The 20264-nt window shown below is 41.4% G+C and carries 15 protein-coding genes; 6 read left to right on the top strand and 9 right to left on the bottom strand.

Features of this window, described 5'->3' with window-relative positions; translation table 11 throughout:
• Positions 1-501: 501 nt before the first annotated feature.
• The 4 genes from COCH_RS07205 to COCH_RS07190 all read right to left on the bottom strand — a co-directional run bounded on the left by COCH_RS07205 (position 502) and on the right by COCH_RS07190 (position 7262).
• Entirely contained in the window at positions 502-1782 is a 1281-nt protein-coding gene (locus COCH_RS07205) for a replication-associated recombination protein A (RefSeq protein ID WP_015782561.1), read from the bottom strand.
• A gap of 101 nt (positions 1783-1883) precedes the next feature.
• Positions 1884-3122, bottom strand: a complete 1239-nt coding sequence (locus COCH_RS07200; protein WP_015782560.1) for a type IX secretion system plug protein — start codon at positions 3120-3122, stop codon at positions 1884-1886.
• Positions 3123-3201: 79 nt separating this feature from the next.
• A complete protein-coding gene (locus COCH_RS07195) occupies positions 3202-5253 on the bottom strand; it encodes a peptide MFS transporter (protein WP_015782559.1) in 2052 nt (683 codons plus the stop codon).
• A 44-nt stretch (positions 5254-5297) separates the two neighbouring features.
• On the bottom strand, positions 5298-7262 hold the full coding sequence (locus tag COCH_RS07190) for a putative porin (RefSeq protein WP_015782558.1): 1965 nt from the start codon (positions 7260-7262) through the stop codon (positions 5298-5300).
• Positions 7263-7703: 441 nt separating this feature from the next.
• Between COCH_RS07190 and COCH_RS07185 the strand changes: the two genes are divergently transcribed.
• Entirely contained in the window at positions 7704-8336 is a 633-nt protein-coding gene (locus tag COCH_RS07185) for an HdeD family acid-resistance protein (protein ID WP_015782557.1), read from the top strand.
• 248 nt (positions 8337-8584) lie between these two features.
• On the opposite strand, the gene COCH_RS07180 is transcribed toward COCH_RS07185, so the two are convergent.
• From COCH_RS07180 to COCH_RS07160, 5 genes are all read right to left on the bottom strand, one after another.
• The gene (locus COCH_RS07180) at positions 8585-10291 is read right to left on the bottom strand and encodes an SLC13 family permease (RefSeq protein ID WP_015782556.1); all 1707 of its coding nucleotides are present in this window, start codon (positions 10289-10291) and stop codon (positions 8585-8587) included.
• Positions 10288-10761, bottom strand: coding sequence for a CYTH domain-containing protein (locus COCH_RS07175; RefSeq protein WP_009417413.1), 474 nt, complete (start codon positions 10759-10761; stop codon positions 10288-10290). Before COCH_RS07175 ends, COCH_RS07180 begins: the two co-directional genes overlap by 4 nt.
• A 3-nt stretch (positions 10762-10764) precedes the next feature.
• Positions 10765-11409, bottom strand: a complete 645-nt coding sequence (locus COCH_RS07170) for a hypothetical protein (protein WP_002675535.1) — start codon at positions 11407-11409, stop codon at positions 10765-10767.
• Between the two features lie 83 nt (positions 11410-11492).
• Positions 11493-12323 carry a lamin tail domain-containing protein gene (locus COCH_RS07165; RefSeq protein ID WP_009411329.1) on the bottom strand — a complete coding sequence of 277 codons (831 nt, stop codon included), beginning with the start codon at positions 12321-12323 and terminating at the stop codon, positions 11493-11495.
• Positions 12324-12350: 27 nt separating this feature from the next.
• The gene (locus COCH_RS07160) at positions 12351-13712 is read right to left on the bottom strand and encodes an OprO/OprP family phosphate-selective porin (protein ID WP_015782555.1); all 1362 of its coding nucleotides are present in this window, start codon (positions 13710-13712) and stop codon (positions 12351-12353) included.
• A gap of 895 nt (positions 13713-14607) precedes the next feature.
• Here COCH_RS07160 and COCH_RS07155 point away from each other — a divergent pair.
• The 5 genes from COCH_RS07155 (at position 14608) to COCH_RS07135 (ending at position 20243) form a co-directional block, all read left to right on the top strand.
• On the top strand, positions 14608-16956 hold the full coding sequence (locus COCH_RS07155; RefSeq protein WP_015782554.1) for a hypothetical protein: 2349 nt from the start codon (positions 14608-14610) through the stop codon (positions 16954-16956).
• A gap of 7 nt (positions 16957-16963) precedes the next feature.
• Positions 16964-17803, top strand: a complete 840-nt coding sequence (locus COCH_RS07150; RefSeq protein ID WP_002675505.1) for a prephenate dehydrogenase — start codon at positions 16964-16966, stop codon at positions 17801-17803.
• A gap of 197 nt (positions 17804-18000) precedes the next feature.
• Entirely contained in the window at positions 18001-18933 is a 933-nt protein-coding gene (locus COCH_RS07145; protein ID WP_009416999.1) for a YbbR-like domain-containing protein, read from the top strand.
• A complete protein-coding gene (gene coaE / locus COCH_RS07140; protein ID WP_015782553.1) occupies positions 18930-19514 on the top strand; it encodes a dephospho-CoA kinase in 585 nt (194 codons plus the stop codon). Before COCH_RS07145 ends, coaE begins: the two co-directional genes overlap by 4 nt.
• 27 nt (positions 19515-19541) lie before the next feature.
• Positions 19542-20243, top strand: coding sequence for a cytochrome c3 family protein (locus COCH_RS07135; protein WP_015782552.1), 702 nt, complete (start codon positions 19542-19544; stop codon positions 20241-20243).
• Positions 20244-20264: the final 21 nt, after the last annotated feature.

Below are 20264 nucleotides of genomic sequence, written 5' to 3'. Positions count from 1 at the left end.
TTTATAGTCTTTTCTCCCCCATTTATTCACTTCATCTTTGCTTTTCTTTCGATTTATTACCCTCAAAACTACTTCCCTCTATTAACTCTTAACCTCTCACTATTAACTCTTTACACACTCTTTCTATACCAATCGTCCAAGATTCGTATAAGCTTCCTATAAGCTCTCTATAAGCTAACCCCACCCAATTTACAGCTCATTTTTTACTTTTTACCTCAACACACCCTTCCGTTTCTCTCCGATATCTTCCGTCTTCTCTTAACAACCCTAATACATCGCTTTTGCAGTACACACTTTGCCAAAGTTAATTGCCCGTCGTGCTACGACCTTTGGCAAAGTTAATTGCTATTATTTATTGCTATTATCGGTATTATTGGCATTTCTGGTATTATTGGCATTTCTGGTATTATTGGCATTTCTGGCATTATTGGCATTATTGGCTTTTACCTCATTTTCTAATTTCCTCATTTTCTAATTTCCTCATTTTCTAATTTGCTAATTTCAGTACCCATATCGCTCGCCCCATAATTTTTTAAGATAGTCGCGCAGGGCATTCTCACGTGGATTATCAGAAGGTTCATAGAAGGTTTCACCTTGCAATTCATCAGGGAGATAGTCCTGAAAGGCAAAATTGCTCTCATAATCGTGAGCATATTGGTAGTCTTTGCCATAGCCGAGCTCTTTCATCAGTTTGGTAGGGGCATTGCGCAAGTGGATAGGTACACTCAGGTCGCCTGTTTGCTTTACTACTTGTTGGGATTTGTTAATTGCCTTATAAGAAGCGTTGCTCTTAGGAGAAGAAGCGAGATATATAGCACACTGACTGAGGATAATACGCGCCTCGGGGTAACCAATGGTGGTTACTGCCTGAAAGGTGTTGTTAGCCAAAATCATTGCAGTAGGGTTAGCATTGCCTATATCTTCGGAAGCGAGAATGAGCATACGACGTGCGATAAACTTCACATCTTCACCGCCTTCAATCATTCGTGCCAACCAATAGACTGCGCCATTAGGGTCACTGCCTCGTATCGATTTGATAAAAGCCGAAATGATATCGTAATGCTGTTCACCCGTTTTGTCGTAGAGTACGGTGTTTTTCTGCACCAATCTGAGGACGCTGTCGTTCGTAATCACTACTGGTTCACCTTCAGGAGTCGCATTGACGATGAGCTCAAAAGTGTTCAACAATTTGCGTCCGTCGCCACCTGAGAGTCGCAAAAGAGCTTCAGTTTCTTGCAGTTCAATAGTTTTAGTTTTAAGAATAGCATCTTGGGTAATGGCATTGTGAAGCAGTTGTTCTAAATCTTTGCGCTCAAAGGCGTTCAGTATGTACACTTGGCAACGAGAAAGCAAGGCGGGAATCACCTCAAAACTGGGGTTCTCGGTAGTTGCTCCAATGAGGGTAATCCAACCTTTTTCAACAGCCTGCAAAAGGGAATCTTGTTGGGTTTTGTTAAATCGATGAATTTCGTCGATGAAAACAATAGGGTTTTGGGTAGTGAAGAGTCCACCACTTTGTTTGCTTTGGTCAATTACTTCGCGCACTTCTTTAATCCCCGAACTAATGGCACTCAAGGTATAGAAAGCGCGATTGCTTTGGTGCGCAATGATATTAGCCAGCGTAGTTTTACCCGTACCTGGGGGACCCCAAAAGATAAGCGATGGCAAAAGACCGCGTTCTATCTGTTGGCGCAAAGCCCCTTGAGCTCCTACTAAGTGCTCTTGTCCCACATATTGCGCTAAGGAAGTGGGGCGCATACGTTCTGCTAAAGGAGAAGACATTGATATAATGATTAATGTTTAATGATTAATGAAATCAACTTTGCCAAAGTGTGAAACTTTGGTAAAGTGTAGCAATGTATAAAAGCCTGTCGTACTACGACCTATTTTGTGATATTGGTACTAGAAGCAGAGCCGATGCCTACCACCTCGTCGTAGAGAGCCCCAGGAGCGCGGTAGTACACGAGCACGAGGTAAGTGTTTTCAGTTTGTTGAAAATTACCACTTATTTCGTTGAAATCAACTGCGTTGCCTGCTTTGGTAGCAAACTTATAGTTGTAAAATCCCTGTTTAAGGAGTACTTTCCCCTTGAAAAGACCGTCTTTTTCGTCATAAGTGAGTTTGTATTCCTCACGGAGTTCGTAGTTGCTAAACTTGCCGTATACATAGACTTCTTTACCCCAAAAAGTAGATTTCCCTTCTAAGGCAAAATGCACTTGGGTGTAATCGGCTTCGTTGCTGGGATTCATTCCGTTGATAGTAGTTACCAAGAAATCACCATTGATATCGGGATAATAAGTATAGACATTGGTCGCACGGCTTACATTGGTAAACAAGTAACTATTTACCCATTTGTTTCTATCCAAACGATAGACTCCCGATGCAGGCACGTGTATATCCTTGCTATCGAAATAGAAGTATTCATTACCTCCCCAGAAAGCCGTTTCGCGGTCATAGCGATACACGAGGTCGTTACCCATCACGTACTGAGGTTTTACGCCCGTGATAGCCGTATCCCAACGGTAGTTTTGCAGTATGGCTACTTTCACCGCTACATTAGGATTATCAAGTCTAAAATCTTTCTGCTTAATAGTGAACTGTACCACTTGTTGGGTATCGAAATACTGCAAATCGCGAGCGCGTTTTACTTCGGTGAGTACATTCACTTGGGGTGTATAGAGCACAAATCGGCGTGAAAAGAGCTCTGTGCCATAACTATCGGTGATAGAGAGCATATAGTTACCGCTGAGACTAATTTTAGTGAGTTCATTAGGGAAAGTAAGGCGGTAATGTGAATAGCCTTGCAGGGTACCGTAGGAGTTACTCTCGGGCTGTACCGGTTGGTTATCAATGCCTTTAAGGTATTCGCTTTTCAGCAGAGAAGAGGCTGACCAATCGGCGTTGCAATGGGTGATTTTGTAGTAATAAGTCTCCTCATTACCCCCGAGATCGTCGAACTGCAAACTAAACGACTCATTACGGCGCACGATAGGGAATTGGTTTTTATCGTTGCCGTTAGCTTTGAAGATAATCGTTTTGATATAATCAGGTGGTGTTTTCTCCACTAGCGGTTGTGCTTGCATTGCCAAGGGAAGTAGGAGTAAAAAGAGAAGTTTTTTCATAATTAAATATTTATATTTGTCTTAGGTGTACTATTTTTTATTTAGTAAAATAAATATTCTCCACAAGAATAGAACTCACTTACCTCACTCCGTGCATCAGTTTCTTCACAAACGGATTGATGAGAATAATGAGTACCCCTGCTACGGCAGGCACAATGGTAAATATCAAAAAGAAAGTACTCAAACTGTACTCACGGGTGATATTCTCTATCTGTCCGCCCAGTACAGCTGCTAATTTATGACCAATAGCTACAGCAAGGTACCATACCCCAAACATAAATGCTATCATTCGTGCAGGTACAAGCTTCGAGACGTACGAAAGCCCCACAGGCGATAAACACAACTCACCCATAGTGTTAAACATATAAGCAAATACAAGCCATAACATACTCACCTTTACTCCGTGAGTTACCCCGTGAGAGCCTAAGGCGAGTAAACCAAACCCTACTGAGAGCATCAGCAGTCCGATGCCGTATTTCATCGCAGCAGGTGGATTATACTTGCTATCCCACCAACGTGAGAACAAGCTCGCTAAGGCAATAATGAAGAAAGAATTCAGAATAGAAAACCACGATACAGTCGTCTCTACCCAGTTATCGCGCTCTTCTTTCACTTGTGCAACTATCAGCCCGTTGTCAGTATTGAGCTCTGCTCCCCGCTGTTTTGCCCACTGTTCCTTTTCGGCATCTACATAGCCAAACGAAGTGTTTTTGTTGTTCTTGCTCAGCAATTTTATCTCTTGCCCTACTTTTAGGTGATAATCAGCTACTCCTATGATAGTAGTACGTTCTACGATTTTCAAATCAGGGCGAGCGACTCTGTTTTCTTCAGTAATAGGGATATAAGTAGTTCTGCCTTGTGTATCGGTTTGTTCATAGGCTTGATAACTCACACTGTAAGCTGTAGTTTTGAAGTCGCGTTGTAGCATCCACGAAGCAATGCCCCATACAAGACTAAAGCACACCAATAACACTACTACGGCAGGAAATATCTTTTTGTAGGTTTTCTTTATCAAAAGGAAAAGTACGTAGGTAATCAGTAATAGTGGAATCACGGTGAGTAGCGCATTGAAAATATTGTAAAGTACTGCCCAATTACCGTGTAGCTCACGCTCTATATTATCCCGTGCAAAAATCACCAAAGACGAAGCTCCTTGTTCAAACGACAACCAAAAGAACACCACAAAAAAGGCAAAGATGACCACAGTGAGCATACGGTCGCGCACTATCGTAGTATAACGCATTATGCGACTACCTATCAGGTAAAAGAAAGCTATTAAGCCTACAATCACCATCACATATTGCCCTTTAAGCCCTGAGGTAGCAGCCCACCCAAAGAGGTCGATATTCCATATTTTTGAGAGAGGGTCGTTTAGTGCATAGCCAATACCTATGATTGCCGAAAGCGCTACCAATATCTTATCTAGGGTAGTAAACGGATTGAGTTTTTCCTCTTCTTGTTTTGCATCATTTGTAGTCTCTTTTTTTTCTTGCTTGCGTGGCTCACATCCTATTGAACCAAATAAAGGTTTGGCAAACCAAAACTGTATAGTTCCCAAGAGCATAAACACTCCTGCTAAACCGAAACCCCAACTCCACCCAATGCGTTCTGCCAAGTAACCGCAGAGCATCATTCCAAAGAAAGCTCCAGAATTTACTCCCATATAGAAGATGGTATAAGCAGCATCTTTCTTCTCGGGTAGGTCTTTGTACATTTCCGATACAAATGACACCATATTAGGTTTGAAAAAGCCCGTTCCTATCACCAAGAGTGCAAGTCCCAAATAGAGCGAAACCTCAGTTTCAAAAGCCATCGATACGTGTCCTAAGGTGATAATAACCGCCCCAATAATTACTGCCCAGCGGTAGCCGGTAATCTTATCGGCTATTATACCTCCAAGTATAGGAGTGAGGTAAAGAAGCATAACATACGTACCAAAGAGTGCACCCGCGTTTTCAGTACTCCACGCCCATCCTGGGTTATACCCTATAAGCGTCATTGTAAGAAAGTTGATGAGCAGTACGCGCATTCCATAAAACGAAAAACGCTCCCACATTTCTGTAAAGAAGAGCACAAACAGCCCCGCTGGATGTCCTAATACTTGTGTATCGAAAATTGTCTTTTTAGTCATATAGATTTTATTCGTTATTTTTCTTGCTTTTCAACTCTTAACTCTTAACTAAAAATATCCCACTTAATTCCCAATCGAATAATAAAATCTCTATACGGCTGACGTGGTGCAGAATAATAGTTGTAAGGATTTCCTATTTTTAGCCAGTTGCTCACGGGCACTTGCCATTGTTCTAAAGAGAAGAAAATGCGCATCGTACGCACTTTGGCATTGAGAAAAAAGTCAAACATCGGAAAGTTACCCGTCTTCTCTGCCGTCTGTACAGCAAATTCTCCTAAAAGCGGATTGTACTGATTGGAGTAATATTTGGTGAAGTAATTAAACCCTATACCCGTTTGTAAGTACATTGCCTTATTGAACAAGTGTGATGCAAAGTAAAAACTATTGCGAGTCACGAAAGTAGGCACATTCAAAATATTGCTGTCTTGTACCACTTGTTGGTAAAGCATAGTGTTATCTAAGCCCCATTTACCAAATTTAAACTCTTTTTGTACTTTCAGTTGCAAATATTGTATATTGCTACTGTACTGCTCAGGACGCACTTTCCCTAAGGTTTCTTCTTGAAAATAAGTGTAGTTGTTAAGATTGGTAAGGCTGAGTGACGCATTCCCCCATTGGGTTTTCAAATCGCCATAGAGGGTCTGGGTATTCTGTTTGTTAAACGAAGTATAGTTATCCCAATTAAACTGCTTGTAATCGCTTTGATACAGCAAATAATTAAAATTAGGCATAGCCGAATGCAGTTCAGCTCCTGCGGTGATGCTGTTCTTATCGTCAAAAGCATAAGCAAGTTTCCCACTCAGTCTAGTTCCTGTCATCTTGCCTACAAATGTCTGTTCGCCCTCTGCCTCTATGCTGAATCCACCCACTTTCTTATGCCATTGCACACCTAAACTCAGGTCGGTATCCTTGATTTGTCGGCGTTGCAACACTCCTGATACGTAGTAAGCATTCTGAAAGTAATAATTGTAGAAATAAGCATTTCCAAAGAGGAAGGTTCTTCCCAGATAGGGCAATTCGAGCTCTACTCCCAAGCGGTTGATCATCTTCTTCAAGCGCGCCTTGTCGTGCAAATTTTGAGGTACATAGGCATCTCCAAAATAACTGTTGCTTTGGGTTTCGTCATAAGTATAATGTTCGGTTTCGTAGCTAAATAAATGGCGGAAGCGTATCTGCTTGTACGAAGCCAGCGAATCGCGGTTGCGCAAGAAAGCGTAGTCGTGTTGCAAAAAATAACGCTTGCTCTCCCGGATATTCTCAGCATTGAGTAATTGCACGTCTATTGTCGCACGATTTTTAAACTGTTTTTCACCTCCCTCAAACTGCTCGGGCGTTACTATACCTCCATTCTCCTGACTGGTGATATCGTGAGAAGCAAAGTGTGCAAAGGCAGTGTATTTCTTGTTAGGCGATACGTAGGAAAAGCCCGCTCTAAAATTGCCATTGCTCACTAATATACGTTGGTATTTACCCAAGGAACGCAAACCTTTGTAAGCGATAAAGATATTGAGGTTGGGCTGTAGATTGATTGAAAAAAGGGTGTTCAAAAACTGACCTTGTTCCATACCGCTCTTGTAAGTAAACTCAGTAAGTGGCGTAGGCAAATGGTAATAAGTTACCTCTTCGGGAGTAAGGTAGAGTTGCTTTTTAGCTTCTGCCCCCATCGAAGGCAGGTAATCCTGACGGCGGAAGTCGTAAGAGAGTGCATTATACGGTTGCCCCATATTCGAGAAAGGCATCTTGCCAAACATATCCTTTCCCCACTCGTTGTTTAGGTAATACTTCTGCATCGTAAGCGAAGTATCTACCGAGGTGGTATCGCGGGTATAAGTAATAATTTTGTAGTCGCGTGCGGTGAAAGTAATGCTGTCTTTCTTCTTTTTAGGACGCAACGACTTAAAGGTTACCCCTCCCTCCTGATTGTTGTTCGCACTATCGTCTTCTTGTGCCCAACTCAGCAAGGGAAATAGTAATCCTATAAGGAAATATATAGTTTTTTTCAGTGTCATTCGTTTCTATTTGGGGGCAAAGATAGAAATAATTTGTCAATTAGCCAATTTGTTAATTTTAGATATAAGTCAAACGTATCAATTTTATTTGCTAGTGCGAGTTTGCAATTTGTGTCTATCTTGTTATATCAATTACTGAGACTGCCCGAAAAGTCTTAAAATCGCATTTGCGTCGCTACACTTTGCCAAAGTTTCAGACTTTGGAAAAGTTGATTACCTTGATAATCAATTTCTTATAGTTATATTGTAGGGGCGATTTGCTAATCGCCCTCACAGAACAAAACTTTTGGGACAGACCCTTTTCTTATCAAGCTTTTATAATTAACCAATAAACTGCATAACTGACAAAACAACTATATTTTTAATCTTTTTTTGTAAATATTTTTGCTAATCAAAAAAATATCCTTACCTTTGCGTCATTAATTTTTAAATGATAAAGTTATGTTGCATTTTTTCAAATCCATCAGAAGATCAGTAAAACACTGGTACATTCACCTTATTTTAGGGATTTTGTTCATTCTTTGTGGTATAGGAGTAATTATATCACCACAAGCTTCTTATCTTACCCTTTCAGTACTCTTTAGTCTCTCATTCTTAATATCAGGGATAACTGAGTCCTTCTTTGCCTTACAGAATACTAAAAATCTCAATGGTTGGGGGTGGTATTTGGTAAGCGGACTCATTTCATTGATAATGGGTATCTTTTTACTTATGTATCCTGCCCTATCAATGTTTATATTACCATTGGTAGTAGGTTTTACGTTGCTATTCCGTTCGTTTCAGCTACTCGGTTTTGCCTTCGAAGAAAAAGAAGCAGGCGTACTGAATTGGGGGAACTTAGCCATAGTGAGCGTATTGAGTATTATCCTCTCGTTCATTTTGATTGCTAATCCTATCTTTACAGGTATCTCATTAGTAGTATTCACAGGTTTAGCATTTATCTTCACAGGTATTTCATCTGTAATACTTTCGTTCAATCTGAAAAAGTTAAAAAGTTCTGCTCAAAAGTTATCAGATGATTTAAAGAACCGTATAGAAGACCTCGAAAAAGAAGTGAGAGAAGCCTTAAAATAACAGCAGATTAGCAAAATACCACTGGCACGAGTCTATAGTTATACCTATGACTACAGAACTATAGTGCTTTTTTACAAAAAATACCTCCAAAGAATTAAATACTCTTTGGAGGTATTATGATTTTATAATTGACGCGCCTACACCCAATACCTAGCACTCTTTTTAAGAGTTATCTTTATCTTACCTTTTATCTTTTACCTTCAGTAATTGGCATTATTGGCATTATTGGCATTATTGGCATTGTGGTATTAAAAGAACACTCCATTGGTAAACCCATACCACCGCAATACCGTTTCGCCCCACAAGAGTATCATCAACCAACTGATAAACATCATCGTGATACCAAACTTGAAGGTGTCGCTCCAGCTGTATTGATTGGTAGTGTACAGCAGGGCAGCAGGTTTACTGTTAAAGGGCAGTACATACACGTGTCCCACGAGCATTGCTACGGGGAAAGCCAGACTCATAATCGGATACCCGTTTTTCTGAGCTACCCCTATGGCAATAGGAATGAATATGAGGGTAAGCATTGTTTTAGATTGGAATATAAGCGAGAAAAGCAAAATCCCTCCTGTGAGTATCATATACAATACCCAAAACGGAGTGGCTTGAGTAATCCCTAAACTACCAAAAAGTGCATCTATAAGCGTGCCAGGTAAACCCGTCGCGTCGAGTCCTGCCCCTAAGGTATAAGCGCCTGCCGAGAACAATAGCAAGTGCCAAGGAATGTCTACATCGTTCCATTTCACTACGCCTACACCCGGAAGCAAGGCTACTACCGCACCCATAAAAGCTACTGCTGTTTGGTTGATACCGTGTTGCTTATCAGTAGCCCACAAAATGAGTACACAAAGAAAAATAGCAATCGCTTTATATTCCTCAAACTTCATTTTGCCGAGCTTGTTAAGCTCTTCTCTAAGCCTTTCCATACCTCCTTCAATCTGTGGTACGCGCTCTTCTTTTTTCAGTGGAAAATATATTTTCGAGCCTACGAACCACGCGATGAGAATAAGTAACACGCTCATCGGAAAGGCTGCTTTAAACCAATCTTGATAACTAAAAGAGCCTATACCCATAGCTCCTGCTATAAGAGAGCCCGCTAAAAGGGCTGCCCCTGAGCCTGTCAAGAAGGCATTAGCTCCTAAATTGATTTGGAAAAGGTTCTGCAATATCAAATTCCTACCGAAGTTATTGCGGTGTTCTCCTCCCGTAGCTCCGTAGATAGCGGCTATTACCATAAAGATAGGCAACAGTATAGCAGCTTTGGCAGTAGTTGCCGAAATAAATGCCGATAGTACTAAGTTAATAATGATAAAACTCAGTATAATACCTCCCGAATTTCTGCCAAACTTCAACACAAACCACAAAGCAAATCGCTTCGCCACCTGCGTTTTTACTAACATACTCGCTAAGATAAACGAAAGAATATTGAGCCACATCACAGGGTGTCCTAATTGAGCATATGCCGTCTTGTCCGACGTGACTCCACAAAGTACAATGCCCAGTATTACCAGTAATGAAGTGAGGTAATTGGGGATTGCTTCGGTAATCCATAAAATAATAGCAGCTACAAAAATAGCCAGCATCGCGTAGTTGATGTGTATAAACTCGTTGTGTGTTGCCTGTTGTAGGGTTACTTTTTGCTCGTCCGAGAGTTTTTTTTCTCCCTTCATTGTAGCTGTTAGTTGTTTGGTTTTAGCCTTTTCTATTTGGGCATACCGAGCCATCGCCGATTCAGTAAGCGGTGTCGTCTTCTCATTGGTATCAATCCGGTTGATAAACGAAATATTGGCTACCCAGTAAATAAGCACAAAGGCGAGGATAGCAAGCGGTCCTCCAATGCGTTGGAGGAACCGCTCTACCCCTGTTTTTTGTACCTTTGGCAACTTTTCGATATGATAGTTATTCATATCCAAAGGGTCAAAGGGTGGCGTGTGGTCGGTATTGTTTGTCATTTCCAGTTTTTATAAGGGTTCTTCATTAACATTGAATTGTAATAACGCTTGTCGCCTGTTACTTCTTCTCCCAACCAATCAGGACGGGCAAAAGTAGCTTTCTCGTCAGGTAATTCAATCTCTGCCATTACAAGTCCTTCATTATCTCCATAGAACTCGTCAATCTCAAAACAATAGTCGCCGTTCTTTACCAAATAACGTGTCTTGTCTATAATACCTGGTTCACATAGCTTCAATAGCTCTTGCACTTCAGCTACGGGTATTTCTTTTTCCCATTCAAACCGGCTTGCGCCACTTTCATTACCGATGCCTTTTATGGTAATGAAACCTTTGTCCCCTTTTATGCGCACTCTCACGGTGCGTTCGGGAACGGAGCTTAAATAACCTTGGGTGATACGAGTCGCCTTAAACGATGCTGCTTTATAGGCATCGCTCTTCACCATAAATTTTCTTTCTATTTCTTGTGCCATAACTTAATTTGCTAAGGGTTTATGTATCATTCCAATCACGCGTTTAATCGCTTGCAAGTAGTTGATGTTCTCTACTCCTTCTAACCCGCAATCGGCAATGGTTTTCTTAATATCTTCTATCTCGGTAGACTCTGAGTTAATGGTTTTCACCAAAGCCCCATTGATATATACGTTACCGGTTTCGCAAATGGTATTGTTCACCATATAACCAAAACGCACCTTCTCAACGGTTACTGCTTGCAAGTCGGGGTGTGCTTCCACCATCTGTAAGAACTCTCCTAAGGTGTATTCTCCTTTGGTAAGCTCTGGCATTCCTTGCACTTTAAAAGCGGGGAATACTTCTTCTTTAAGCACTTTTGCCGAGATGGGAAACTCTCCTTTCATCAGTGGGTTCCATTGTTCTAAGCCATCTACCTTTTGTACAAAGGTTTTGATGTCCATCTTACCATCGCGAATTTTAGTGTTGTTCACATCGTTAGTCCTACTCACAATATAGGTTTCGGTACTGCGGCGTTCCCATACTTTTTCAGGAACAGGTACACTTAGGCGTGCCATACGCTCGGCTTGTTTAGCAAAGCAACGCCCAAAACTGCGAAACTCAAAACGCGGTTTAGAAATTTCGCCAATCTTTAATTCTTCTTTTGCCATAATTATGTTTTTATATCATTTATTGTTTAATCGCTTATTTTGTAATATTTCTCTACAATAACCGTCCTTACTCTCCTCCTCTCTCACTGCTTAACAGTCTCATCTTCTGTTCCTGTCGCAGGGTTCGCTTTTCCTTGAGTTGGGTCTGCTTGCATAAATTTACCTGTACCATCAGGACATCGGCTCCACGATTTCGTAACTGCCGCAAGACTCACTTTGCCCCAACCATCGCCTTTTTCACCTCGTTGGAAGGTGTTAAGCTTAGTTCCCTCAGGGCTATAAAGCTCTATAAGCACATTTTTCTTGCTCGAAAAACCCGAACTGAACCCTCTCGGGGTAGTACCTTTGGCGCCTACGATAGCAAAATGTGAGTGAGGGGCTACCACTTCACCCTCAATACCCGTCCACACAAGTTCTTCGTCTTTTTTAATGGTTACGTCTTTTAGTTTGATAGGAGTATCGCCGTTGTTGTAAAGTTCTATAAATTTTTCGGCATCGGCGCCTGCTCCGTAAAGCTCGTTGAGAACCAATTTAGTGTAGTCCGAAGGCTTATCGCCTACCACATAGCTACTTTCTTTTACGGTCGAAAATCCTGCGGTATTCACTACTGTTACTTTGTAGGTTACTTTTGTTTTATCGGCTTGTGCCGGAATAGTCCCTGTAAAAGTATTGTCCTTGCCCGTCATCGCTACGGTTTGGTTACCTGCTCCTGCGTTGTAAACCAAAGTTACTGTCGAAGGTGCTTGTAGTCCCGGAGCTATTACAGCGGTTACCACTACGTTGTCAGTCGAGGTAGGGGCTGCGGGAGTAAGCTTCACCGATTTGATAGTCGAAGCTCCCTCGTACACTGCATCTTTCACACAACCTGCTGTGATGACCAATATTAATAGAAGTATGTATCTTAAACTTTTCATTTTAGTAATGGTTTAAAAGGTGAATGTTTAGAAATTAATTTCAAAGCGCATAGCGAGCATATGGTAGCTCACACCGCCTTTGCCTTTGCCTTCCACCGCTTTTTTATAATCGGTAGTTGGGGCTCCTGTGGCATCGTGCCCAATAAACAGTTTACCTCTGCCGTTTGCATAACGGTCGTTGTTGGTATACTGATAGTTCAGAGCTATTTTCACGTTGTTATTCACATAAAAGTTCAACCCCGTAGTGAAGTTTGCACCTGAACCACCATACACGTCTTTGTCGTTCAAGCTGAGGTAATCACAGCGCATTGCCAACTCCACATCACCCCATTCCTTGCCTCGGGTAGGCTGAGTAAACTCGCCTTCCGATACGTTAAACTTCTGTTTACCACCAAAGAGCAAATACGCTGCTTGCACATACCAACCCGTGAAATTGTAATAGGTAGCTTCCGTAGTAACGTGGTTGCCTATCCACTCTCCTTGTACGCGGAAGCCTCCGTAGTAAGCAGCAGCTTCTACCCCGCGCAACCATTCGTGGTCTACATTGGGTATAACATCAGTGTCTAAGTACTTTTTGCGGTTAATCGAGGTAGAGTTGCGGGTACTGAAACGCGCTCCGCCGTAATCCTTAGGTGCTACATCAGTTTTAGGAGTGCGGTAAGAGCCCTTAACACCTAAATAGCAACCTTGCATACGGTCTTCGGTATAAGGCATCCAGCCCACTTTACTGGTGATTGAATACCCCTGGTTGCGTCCGTAATCCTTATTGTTGTCTTGCACATTGGTCACTTCCTCAACGCCAGCCACTCGTTGCAAAAACATACCAAGCGAAGCCCTAAAATGGTCGCGCAAGTACTCTCCTTGAATACCCAAATGTCGTGACGGCACTAAGGCTTTACACACCATAGGGCGTTCCATAAAGGTTAAGTAACGCGAACTGGTAGTTTGCTCCATCGAGAAATCTTCTTTGAAGTTTCCCACCTTCAAGGCTACGTTCTTAATTCCGTCGTATTCCACGATAGCATCTTTAAGTTCAAAAATACCATCGGCGAAATCAACGTCCACTTCACCGTACCAATCTTTGGTAACTTGTGCCTTTACGGCAAATCGAGCACGGCGAATAGAAGCACCGTTGCCTATCTTGTCGTAATCGCTCTTAGCGCCAAAAAACGTAGCAGCATCCACTTGCACACGGTTGTCAAACCAAAACTTATAGTTCTGATGTTTTGATTCAAAAACCAAGATGTTGTTACGTGCCTCTGAGCGAAGTTCTTTTCTATCGACTGCCACGCCATATTGGTTATAGCGAATGGTATCGAGCTCTTGGGCTATAGCTGTACTGAAGAAAGACAGCAATAGCCCCCAAATTAAAAAGGATAACTTTTTCATCGGTTAAAATAATGTTTGTTAATGGAGTTGGTAAATTATTATTATAATTCTTTTAACGCCACAAAGGTAAAAACTATTTTCCAATTAGCAATGAATTATTTTCTTTTTTTTTGATTTAAGCTGAAAAATCCTTAATTTTAACATAACACACCTTTATCTCATCTCTATCTTACTTTCGATTATTTTTCTATTTTCAATTTTTAACTATTCACTGTTAAGCTATCCACTGTTTAACCGTTCACTATCAACTCTTCCTATAATTTTATCCTACCATACTTCTATCTCTTCCCTTTTCCGTCATACTCTCTCCTATTACCTATGACCTAAGACCTCACACCTCCCCATTTTCTCATTTCCAAATTTGCTAATTCTCTAATTTATCTTCCCTTTTTCCGTCATACTTCCCCTAGCACCTATGACCTAAGGACTAGCACCTCTTCCTCTTTCTTTCGCCTCGAAACCCCATTTTTGGCATTTTTGGCATTGTTGTATTAAGCTATTAATCAATTTTTTACACACCCTTTCTATACCAATCGTCCAAGATTCGTATAAGCTTCCTATAAGCTCTCTATAAGCTAACCCCACCCATCTTACACCCTTTTTTCACCAAAACTTCTCTCAGCTCTCTTCCGTTCTTTTCCGTTTCCTTCCGCACGACTCAACCCTCCCCCATTTGCTAATTCTCTAATCTGCTAATTTTCTTTGCCCGTCGTGCTACGACTGCCTGTGCGGCTCGCACCTTTGGCAAAGTTGATTATCAGTATTTCTGTCATTATTTGGTATTATTGGCATTTCTGGTATTATTGCCATTATCAGCATTTTTGGTATTAAAAAATTTTTTCCTACCTTTGCACTTCATTGCATATTACACTGCTTTCATTGAAACATCTTAATTATGCGCATTCTTTTTTACATAACGCTGTTTTTATCCCTGCTCGCCTGCGATTCCAAAGAGAAGAAAGAGGAGGTAACACCCTTGCTCTTCCCCGATAATACGCAAATGCTTTTCCGCATCAACGATAAAGACAACTTCCTCAGTGCCATTGCTAACAATACCTTTTGGAAAACGCACAATCCTCATCAGTTGCGCCCACACGAGGTAAAACTCCTTAATAGCATTCCCACCGATGATAACTTGTGGGTAGCTTTTGATACCGAAGGTCATTTCTTTGCCATAACTCCCCGTATTAGTAACGATACTATTAGTTTTTGGCGCAATGCCGATACTCAAATCCAAAAACAAGCTCAGTTTGGTAAAGAATGGTTTTACACCATAGCCGATAACAACTTGGTTATAGGCGATTCCGAGACTGTTGCGGCTTATCAACAACTGAAACAAGAAACTAAAACACCACGGCAACAGTCTTTGGAACAACTCCAAAAAGTAGGTAATACCGAATGCGTTGCCACTCTTTTCTTCCAAAAAGACGAAGCAAATGCTTACTTCAAATCGTTTTTCGGAACTGAGATATTGCAAAATGTAAAAGATTGGGTCTCTCTCGACCTTTTCTTAGAAGAAAACAACATACGTTTTAGCGGTATGGCGCTCATTGCCAATGCCAATGCCGATATAATGGCACACACCCTACCCTATCAAAACAATGTGTTAAACGTACTTCCCGCGCGCTTGCGTTCACTCGTTTCTTACACTTTCGACGACGGCGATAAGCTCGCTCAAAACGATAGTACAGCTACCAATAATCCGTTTAAAACCTCTATCAATGGGGTAGCTTTCGCTCAAACCCCCGAAGGTCAATTTGCTGTCGCCTCTTCTTTTGATGTAGATGAGACCATCAAACAGTTGCCCGTACTCTCAGAAGACTTTCAGCACAACTTCTCTATGTACGAACTAAACCCCGACCTTCCAATGGATTTTTTCACGGCTTTTGTACCTCAGTTTGTCCCTAAATACGTCGGAGTGTATGAAAAGTTTCTCGTGTTTACTACCACCAAAGACCTTCTTACCTCAGTAATCAACGATATGCAACGAGGCAATGTGCTTTCAGCCAATAAATCTTACGATTGGTTAGAACAAAACAGCGCTTCCAACGTGAGTGTTACACGGCTCACAAATCTTTATGACAACACAGCTTTTAGCAGTAAATATCCTTATATAGCCGAAAACTATCGCTGGGCAGTATTCCAACAAACCCCTCAAAACGACTATTACGTGCTCAATTTCATCAGTCAAAAACAAACTGAAAGCACTCTTTCCGATGAAATGAAAGAACGTTTCCGCCTTACGTTAGACGACCAAATGGTTATTCCTCCTACCATTCTCTTAAACCACCGCACCAAACAACTCGAAATAGCCGTGCAAGACACCAATAACGATTTATATCTGATAGGTAACAACGGTTCTCTCTTGTGGAAAAAACGCTTAGACGGAAAGATACAAAGCCCTATTTACCAGGTCGATTTATTTAAAAACGGCTTCTTGCAAATGGCTTTCACTACCGAAAAGTCTATCTGGATTATTGACCGCAACGGCAATGTGGTAGAGCCTTTCCCTCTAAAATATCAAAACCCTATCACACCTTTGGAGGTGTTCGATTACGATAGCAATCGCGAATACCGCTTCCTCTTTGCCGAAAACAATATCTTGCACCTGTTAGACAGAAAAGGACAACAAGTGAAAGGCTTCTTACAGCGCACCAATGGAAAACCTTTGTTTACTCCTAAGCATTACCGTTTCAATGGCAAAGACTATCTTATCTACCCTTCCGATAATGGTATCTTTAATATCTTGCACCGCAACGGTGAAAACAGAATAACAGTAAAGGGTAACTATCGTTTCTCCAACAATCCTCCTTTGGTATTCAATAACTTGTTTATGTTCACCACTCAAGAAGGTAACCTTATTTCTATCGATGAGAAAGGAGGAATGAATCGCACAAATCCATCGCTGGTAGAACCCTTTTATTGGGAAGGTAATCGTTATGCTCTTACCTCTCTTTCAGCCAATATACTTACCATAGGCGGGCAACGCATTGAACTTCCCGAAGGTAAATATGCCCGTCCTAAACAGTTCCGTATTCGTGGCATCAACTACGTCTCAGTAAACGAACAGAACACCAAAAAAGCCTATTTATACGACGAAAAAGGAAAATTGTTAAAAGACTTTCCCGTAGAATCAGTATCCCCCATTGCAATAGATGTAGATTTAGATAAATCTATTTGGATAGTTACTGAAAAATCACCCACTGAATTGGTGCTATACACTATGAGACAATTAGCTAATTAATATCGAATTGAAAAAAGCAGTCATCATAGGCTTAGGTCTCATAGGAGGTTCCTTTGCTTTAGAATTAAAAAAACGTTTGGGCTATCACATTGCTGGTATCGACCTAAACCCTAATCATATAGAAAAAGCCTTAGCCTTAGGCATCATCGATGAAAGTACAGATTACAACCATCTCACCGATGCCGACCTCGTGCTCATAGCAGTACCCGTGAACCATATAGGCGAAGTGCTTATAGAGGTGCTCAATAAAGTAGGCGAGCACACGTTAGTAATGGACGCAGGTTCTGTAAAAGGTCACATCTGCGAGGTAGTAGCTACGCACCCCCATAGGCAAAATTTTGTAGCAGCGCACCCTATGGCAGGTACCGAGCATTCAGGACCTGAGGCAGCTCTTTACAACCTCTTCGATGGGAAAGTAATGGCACTTTGTGAAGTAGAAAAAAGCAATTGGCAACTGCTTGACCGTGCGTTGAGTATTGTAAAAGCCCTTAATATGCGCGTGAAGATGATGCAACCTTCTGACCACGACTTACATACTGCCTATGTATCACACCTCTCGCACGTAAGTTCGTTTATGCTGGGCAAAACCGTTTTAGAGATAGAAAAAGACGAAGCTCAAATCTTCGATTTAGCCAGCACAGGTTTCGCCTCTACGGTACGTTTGGCAAAAAGTGACGCTCAGATGTGGTGTCCTATCTTTTTGGAGAATAAGGACAATGTGCTAAAAGCCCTCAATGAATATATCAAGAATTTAGAAGCTTTCAGAACTCTCATCGAAACTGAACAATCCGAAGCCCTTACCCAAAGTATCCACGAAGCCAATTATATTAGGAAAATACTCAAATAGTATTCTAATACCAAACGGGTATATACGCGAGCTGTAACGTGTATATACCCGTTTAGTGATAGATATATACCGCTGACCCCACAGGTATATACTTTTCTAATAATAGGTATATACCGCATTAAAGTATTAATAAGTATTATTTTGTGCTCTCAATAAAAGTTTATACCTTTGTGCCAAATTTTACCTTTTACCTAATTATGAAGCCATTTCGCCTCTTTTTCACTAATCGTCGCAACCTCACTTTTGTGATATGCCTGTTGCTCTCGGTATTCATTTGGTCGCTGAAGAAACTCTCTAAAAATCTCATCAGAGAATTATCGGTACCAGTAACGGTTATCAATCTGCCAGCCGACAAGGTATTTTTACCCTCTGCTCCTAACTACGTGAGAATAACAGTAGAAGGCAATGGTTTTTCTCTTCTGAAATCCTACCGACAAAATGCTACCCTCACCGTAGATTTCTCCGATTTACAAGAAGTGGGCGAACACTTTTATACACTCTCTAAAAGCAGTAAGGACAAGCTCAGCAATACTTACCTATCGAATTTCAGAATACGCTCGGTAGTCTCCGATACTCTACAACTATATTTAGTACCCAAACACACCAAAAAAATACCCGTAGTAGTACACCTAAACGTGGAATTCCCTAAAGAATACCAACTTACAGAACTGCGCCTCTTACCCGATTCGGTAGTAGCTTCAGGTAGCCAAAAAGTAATAGATACGCTCACACAAGTAACTTTTCAATACCGACACAAACGTCCGCTAAAAGACAATTTCGGTGAAACTTATACGCTCAAAAGCACTCCTTGGGTACATTATAACGCTCATAAAATTGTGATGCAAGCCTTTGTCGATAAGGTGAGCGAGCAGGAATTGCGCGTACCTGTGAAGGTGATGGGCGTGCCGAAAGAGAGTCAAGTGAAAGTCTTCCCCGACGAAGTGAGTGTACTTTGTACAGGTGAATTGAGTATCTTAAAGACCCTTACTCCTAACGATATTGAAGTAACTGCTGATTTGTGCGAGGCAACCGACAACCATATACCACTACAACTCAATACTCATAAACGACGCATAAAGGTAGCTTTTATGAAAGAAACCTCCGTTGATTTTCTAATACGCAAAGAATGATGGTAGTAGGACTCACAGGAGGTATTGGTAGTGGCAAGAGCACTATAGCCAAAGAATTTGCTGCTTTAGGTATCGCAGTATTCAATTCAGATGAACAAGCTAAAGCGCTCATCGCTAACAATGCGCAGGTAAAGAAACGCATTATGGCTGCTTTTGGTGAGGAGGCTTACCAAAATGAAGAGTATAACCGCGCTTATATCGCCCAGATTGTGTTCAACAATTCTGAGAAATTGGCGATACTCAACGGCATTGTACATCCTGCCCTTGCAAAATATTTTAAACAGTGGACAAAGAAGCAAACTTCGCCCTATGTAGTGAAAGAAGCCGCTATCCTCTTTGAGAGTGGAAGCTATAAGGATTGTAATTATATCATCACGGTTACAGGACCTGAGGAGGTGCGCATTGCCCGTGTAATGGCACGCGACCATTGCACCGAAGCCCAAGTGCGAGCGCGTATGGCACAACAATGGAGTGATGCCCAGCGCATTGCCCTCTCAAATACGGTAATTGAGAACATCGATTTAGAAAGTGCCAAAGAACAAGTAAAGAGGATACATTTTCAACTTTGCCAAAGTTTGTAACGCAACGGCATTTGTCAATTGTCAATTATGAATTATCAATTGAAAAAGATTATCATTATATCAACCCTTATTATTGCCTTTTTGGGCATTACTTACGCTCTTTACGCCTTTCTGATGCAGATAGGGGTAGACGAGGGCTATGAACCTATACAACCTATTCACTTCTCTCACAAAATTCACGCGGGTGATAACCAAATCGATTGTAAATATTGCCATTCAGGGGCACGGACTTCAGCAGTAGCAGGTGTGCCCTCACTCAATGTATGTATGGGTTGCCATAATACCATTTCGGAATATGAGGGTGAGGAGGATCTCACCAATGGTTACACTAAGGAATTTTACACTAAAGAAATCAAGAAATTATACGAAGCAGTAGGCTGGGACGAGCAGAAGTTTCGCTATACGGGCACTTCTAAACCTGTGCAGTGGATACGCATTCACAAACTCCCCGACTTCACTTATTTCAATCACAGTCAGCACGTAGCTGTAGGTGGATTGGAATGTCAGAAATGTCACGGCGAAGTACAACAAATGGAGGTGGTACACCAGTACGCTCCTCTTACGATGGGGTGGTGTATAAACTGCCACCGCCAAATGCCTGTGAATGCTAACAATCCTTATTATCAGCACTATGAAGAAGTGCACAAGGCTTTGGCTAAAAAGTTAAATGTTAGCAAACTAACCGTTGCCCAAATGGGAGGCTTAGAATGTGCTAAATGTCACTACTAATAATTACGAATTACGAGTTAC

This window comes from Capnocytophaga ochracea DSM 7271, assembly GCF_000023285.1.
GTDB classification, from domain to species: Bacteria; Bacteroidota; Bacteroidia; order Flavobacteriales; family Flavobacteriaceae; genus Capnocytophaga; species Capnocytophaga ochracea.
The sequence above is the reverse complement of the archived record's forward strand: the minus strand, read 5'-3'. Positions and strand labels throughout refer to the sequence as shown.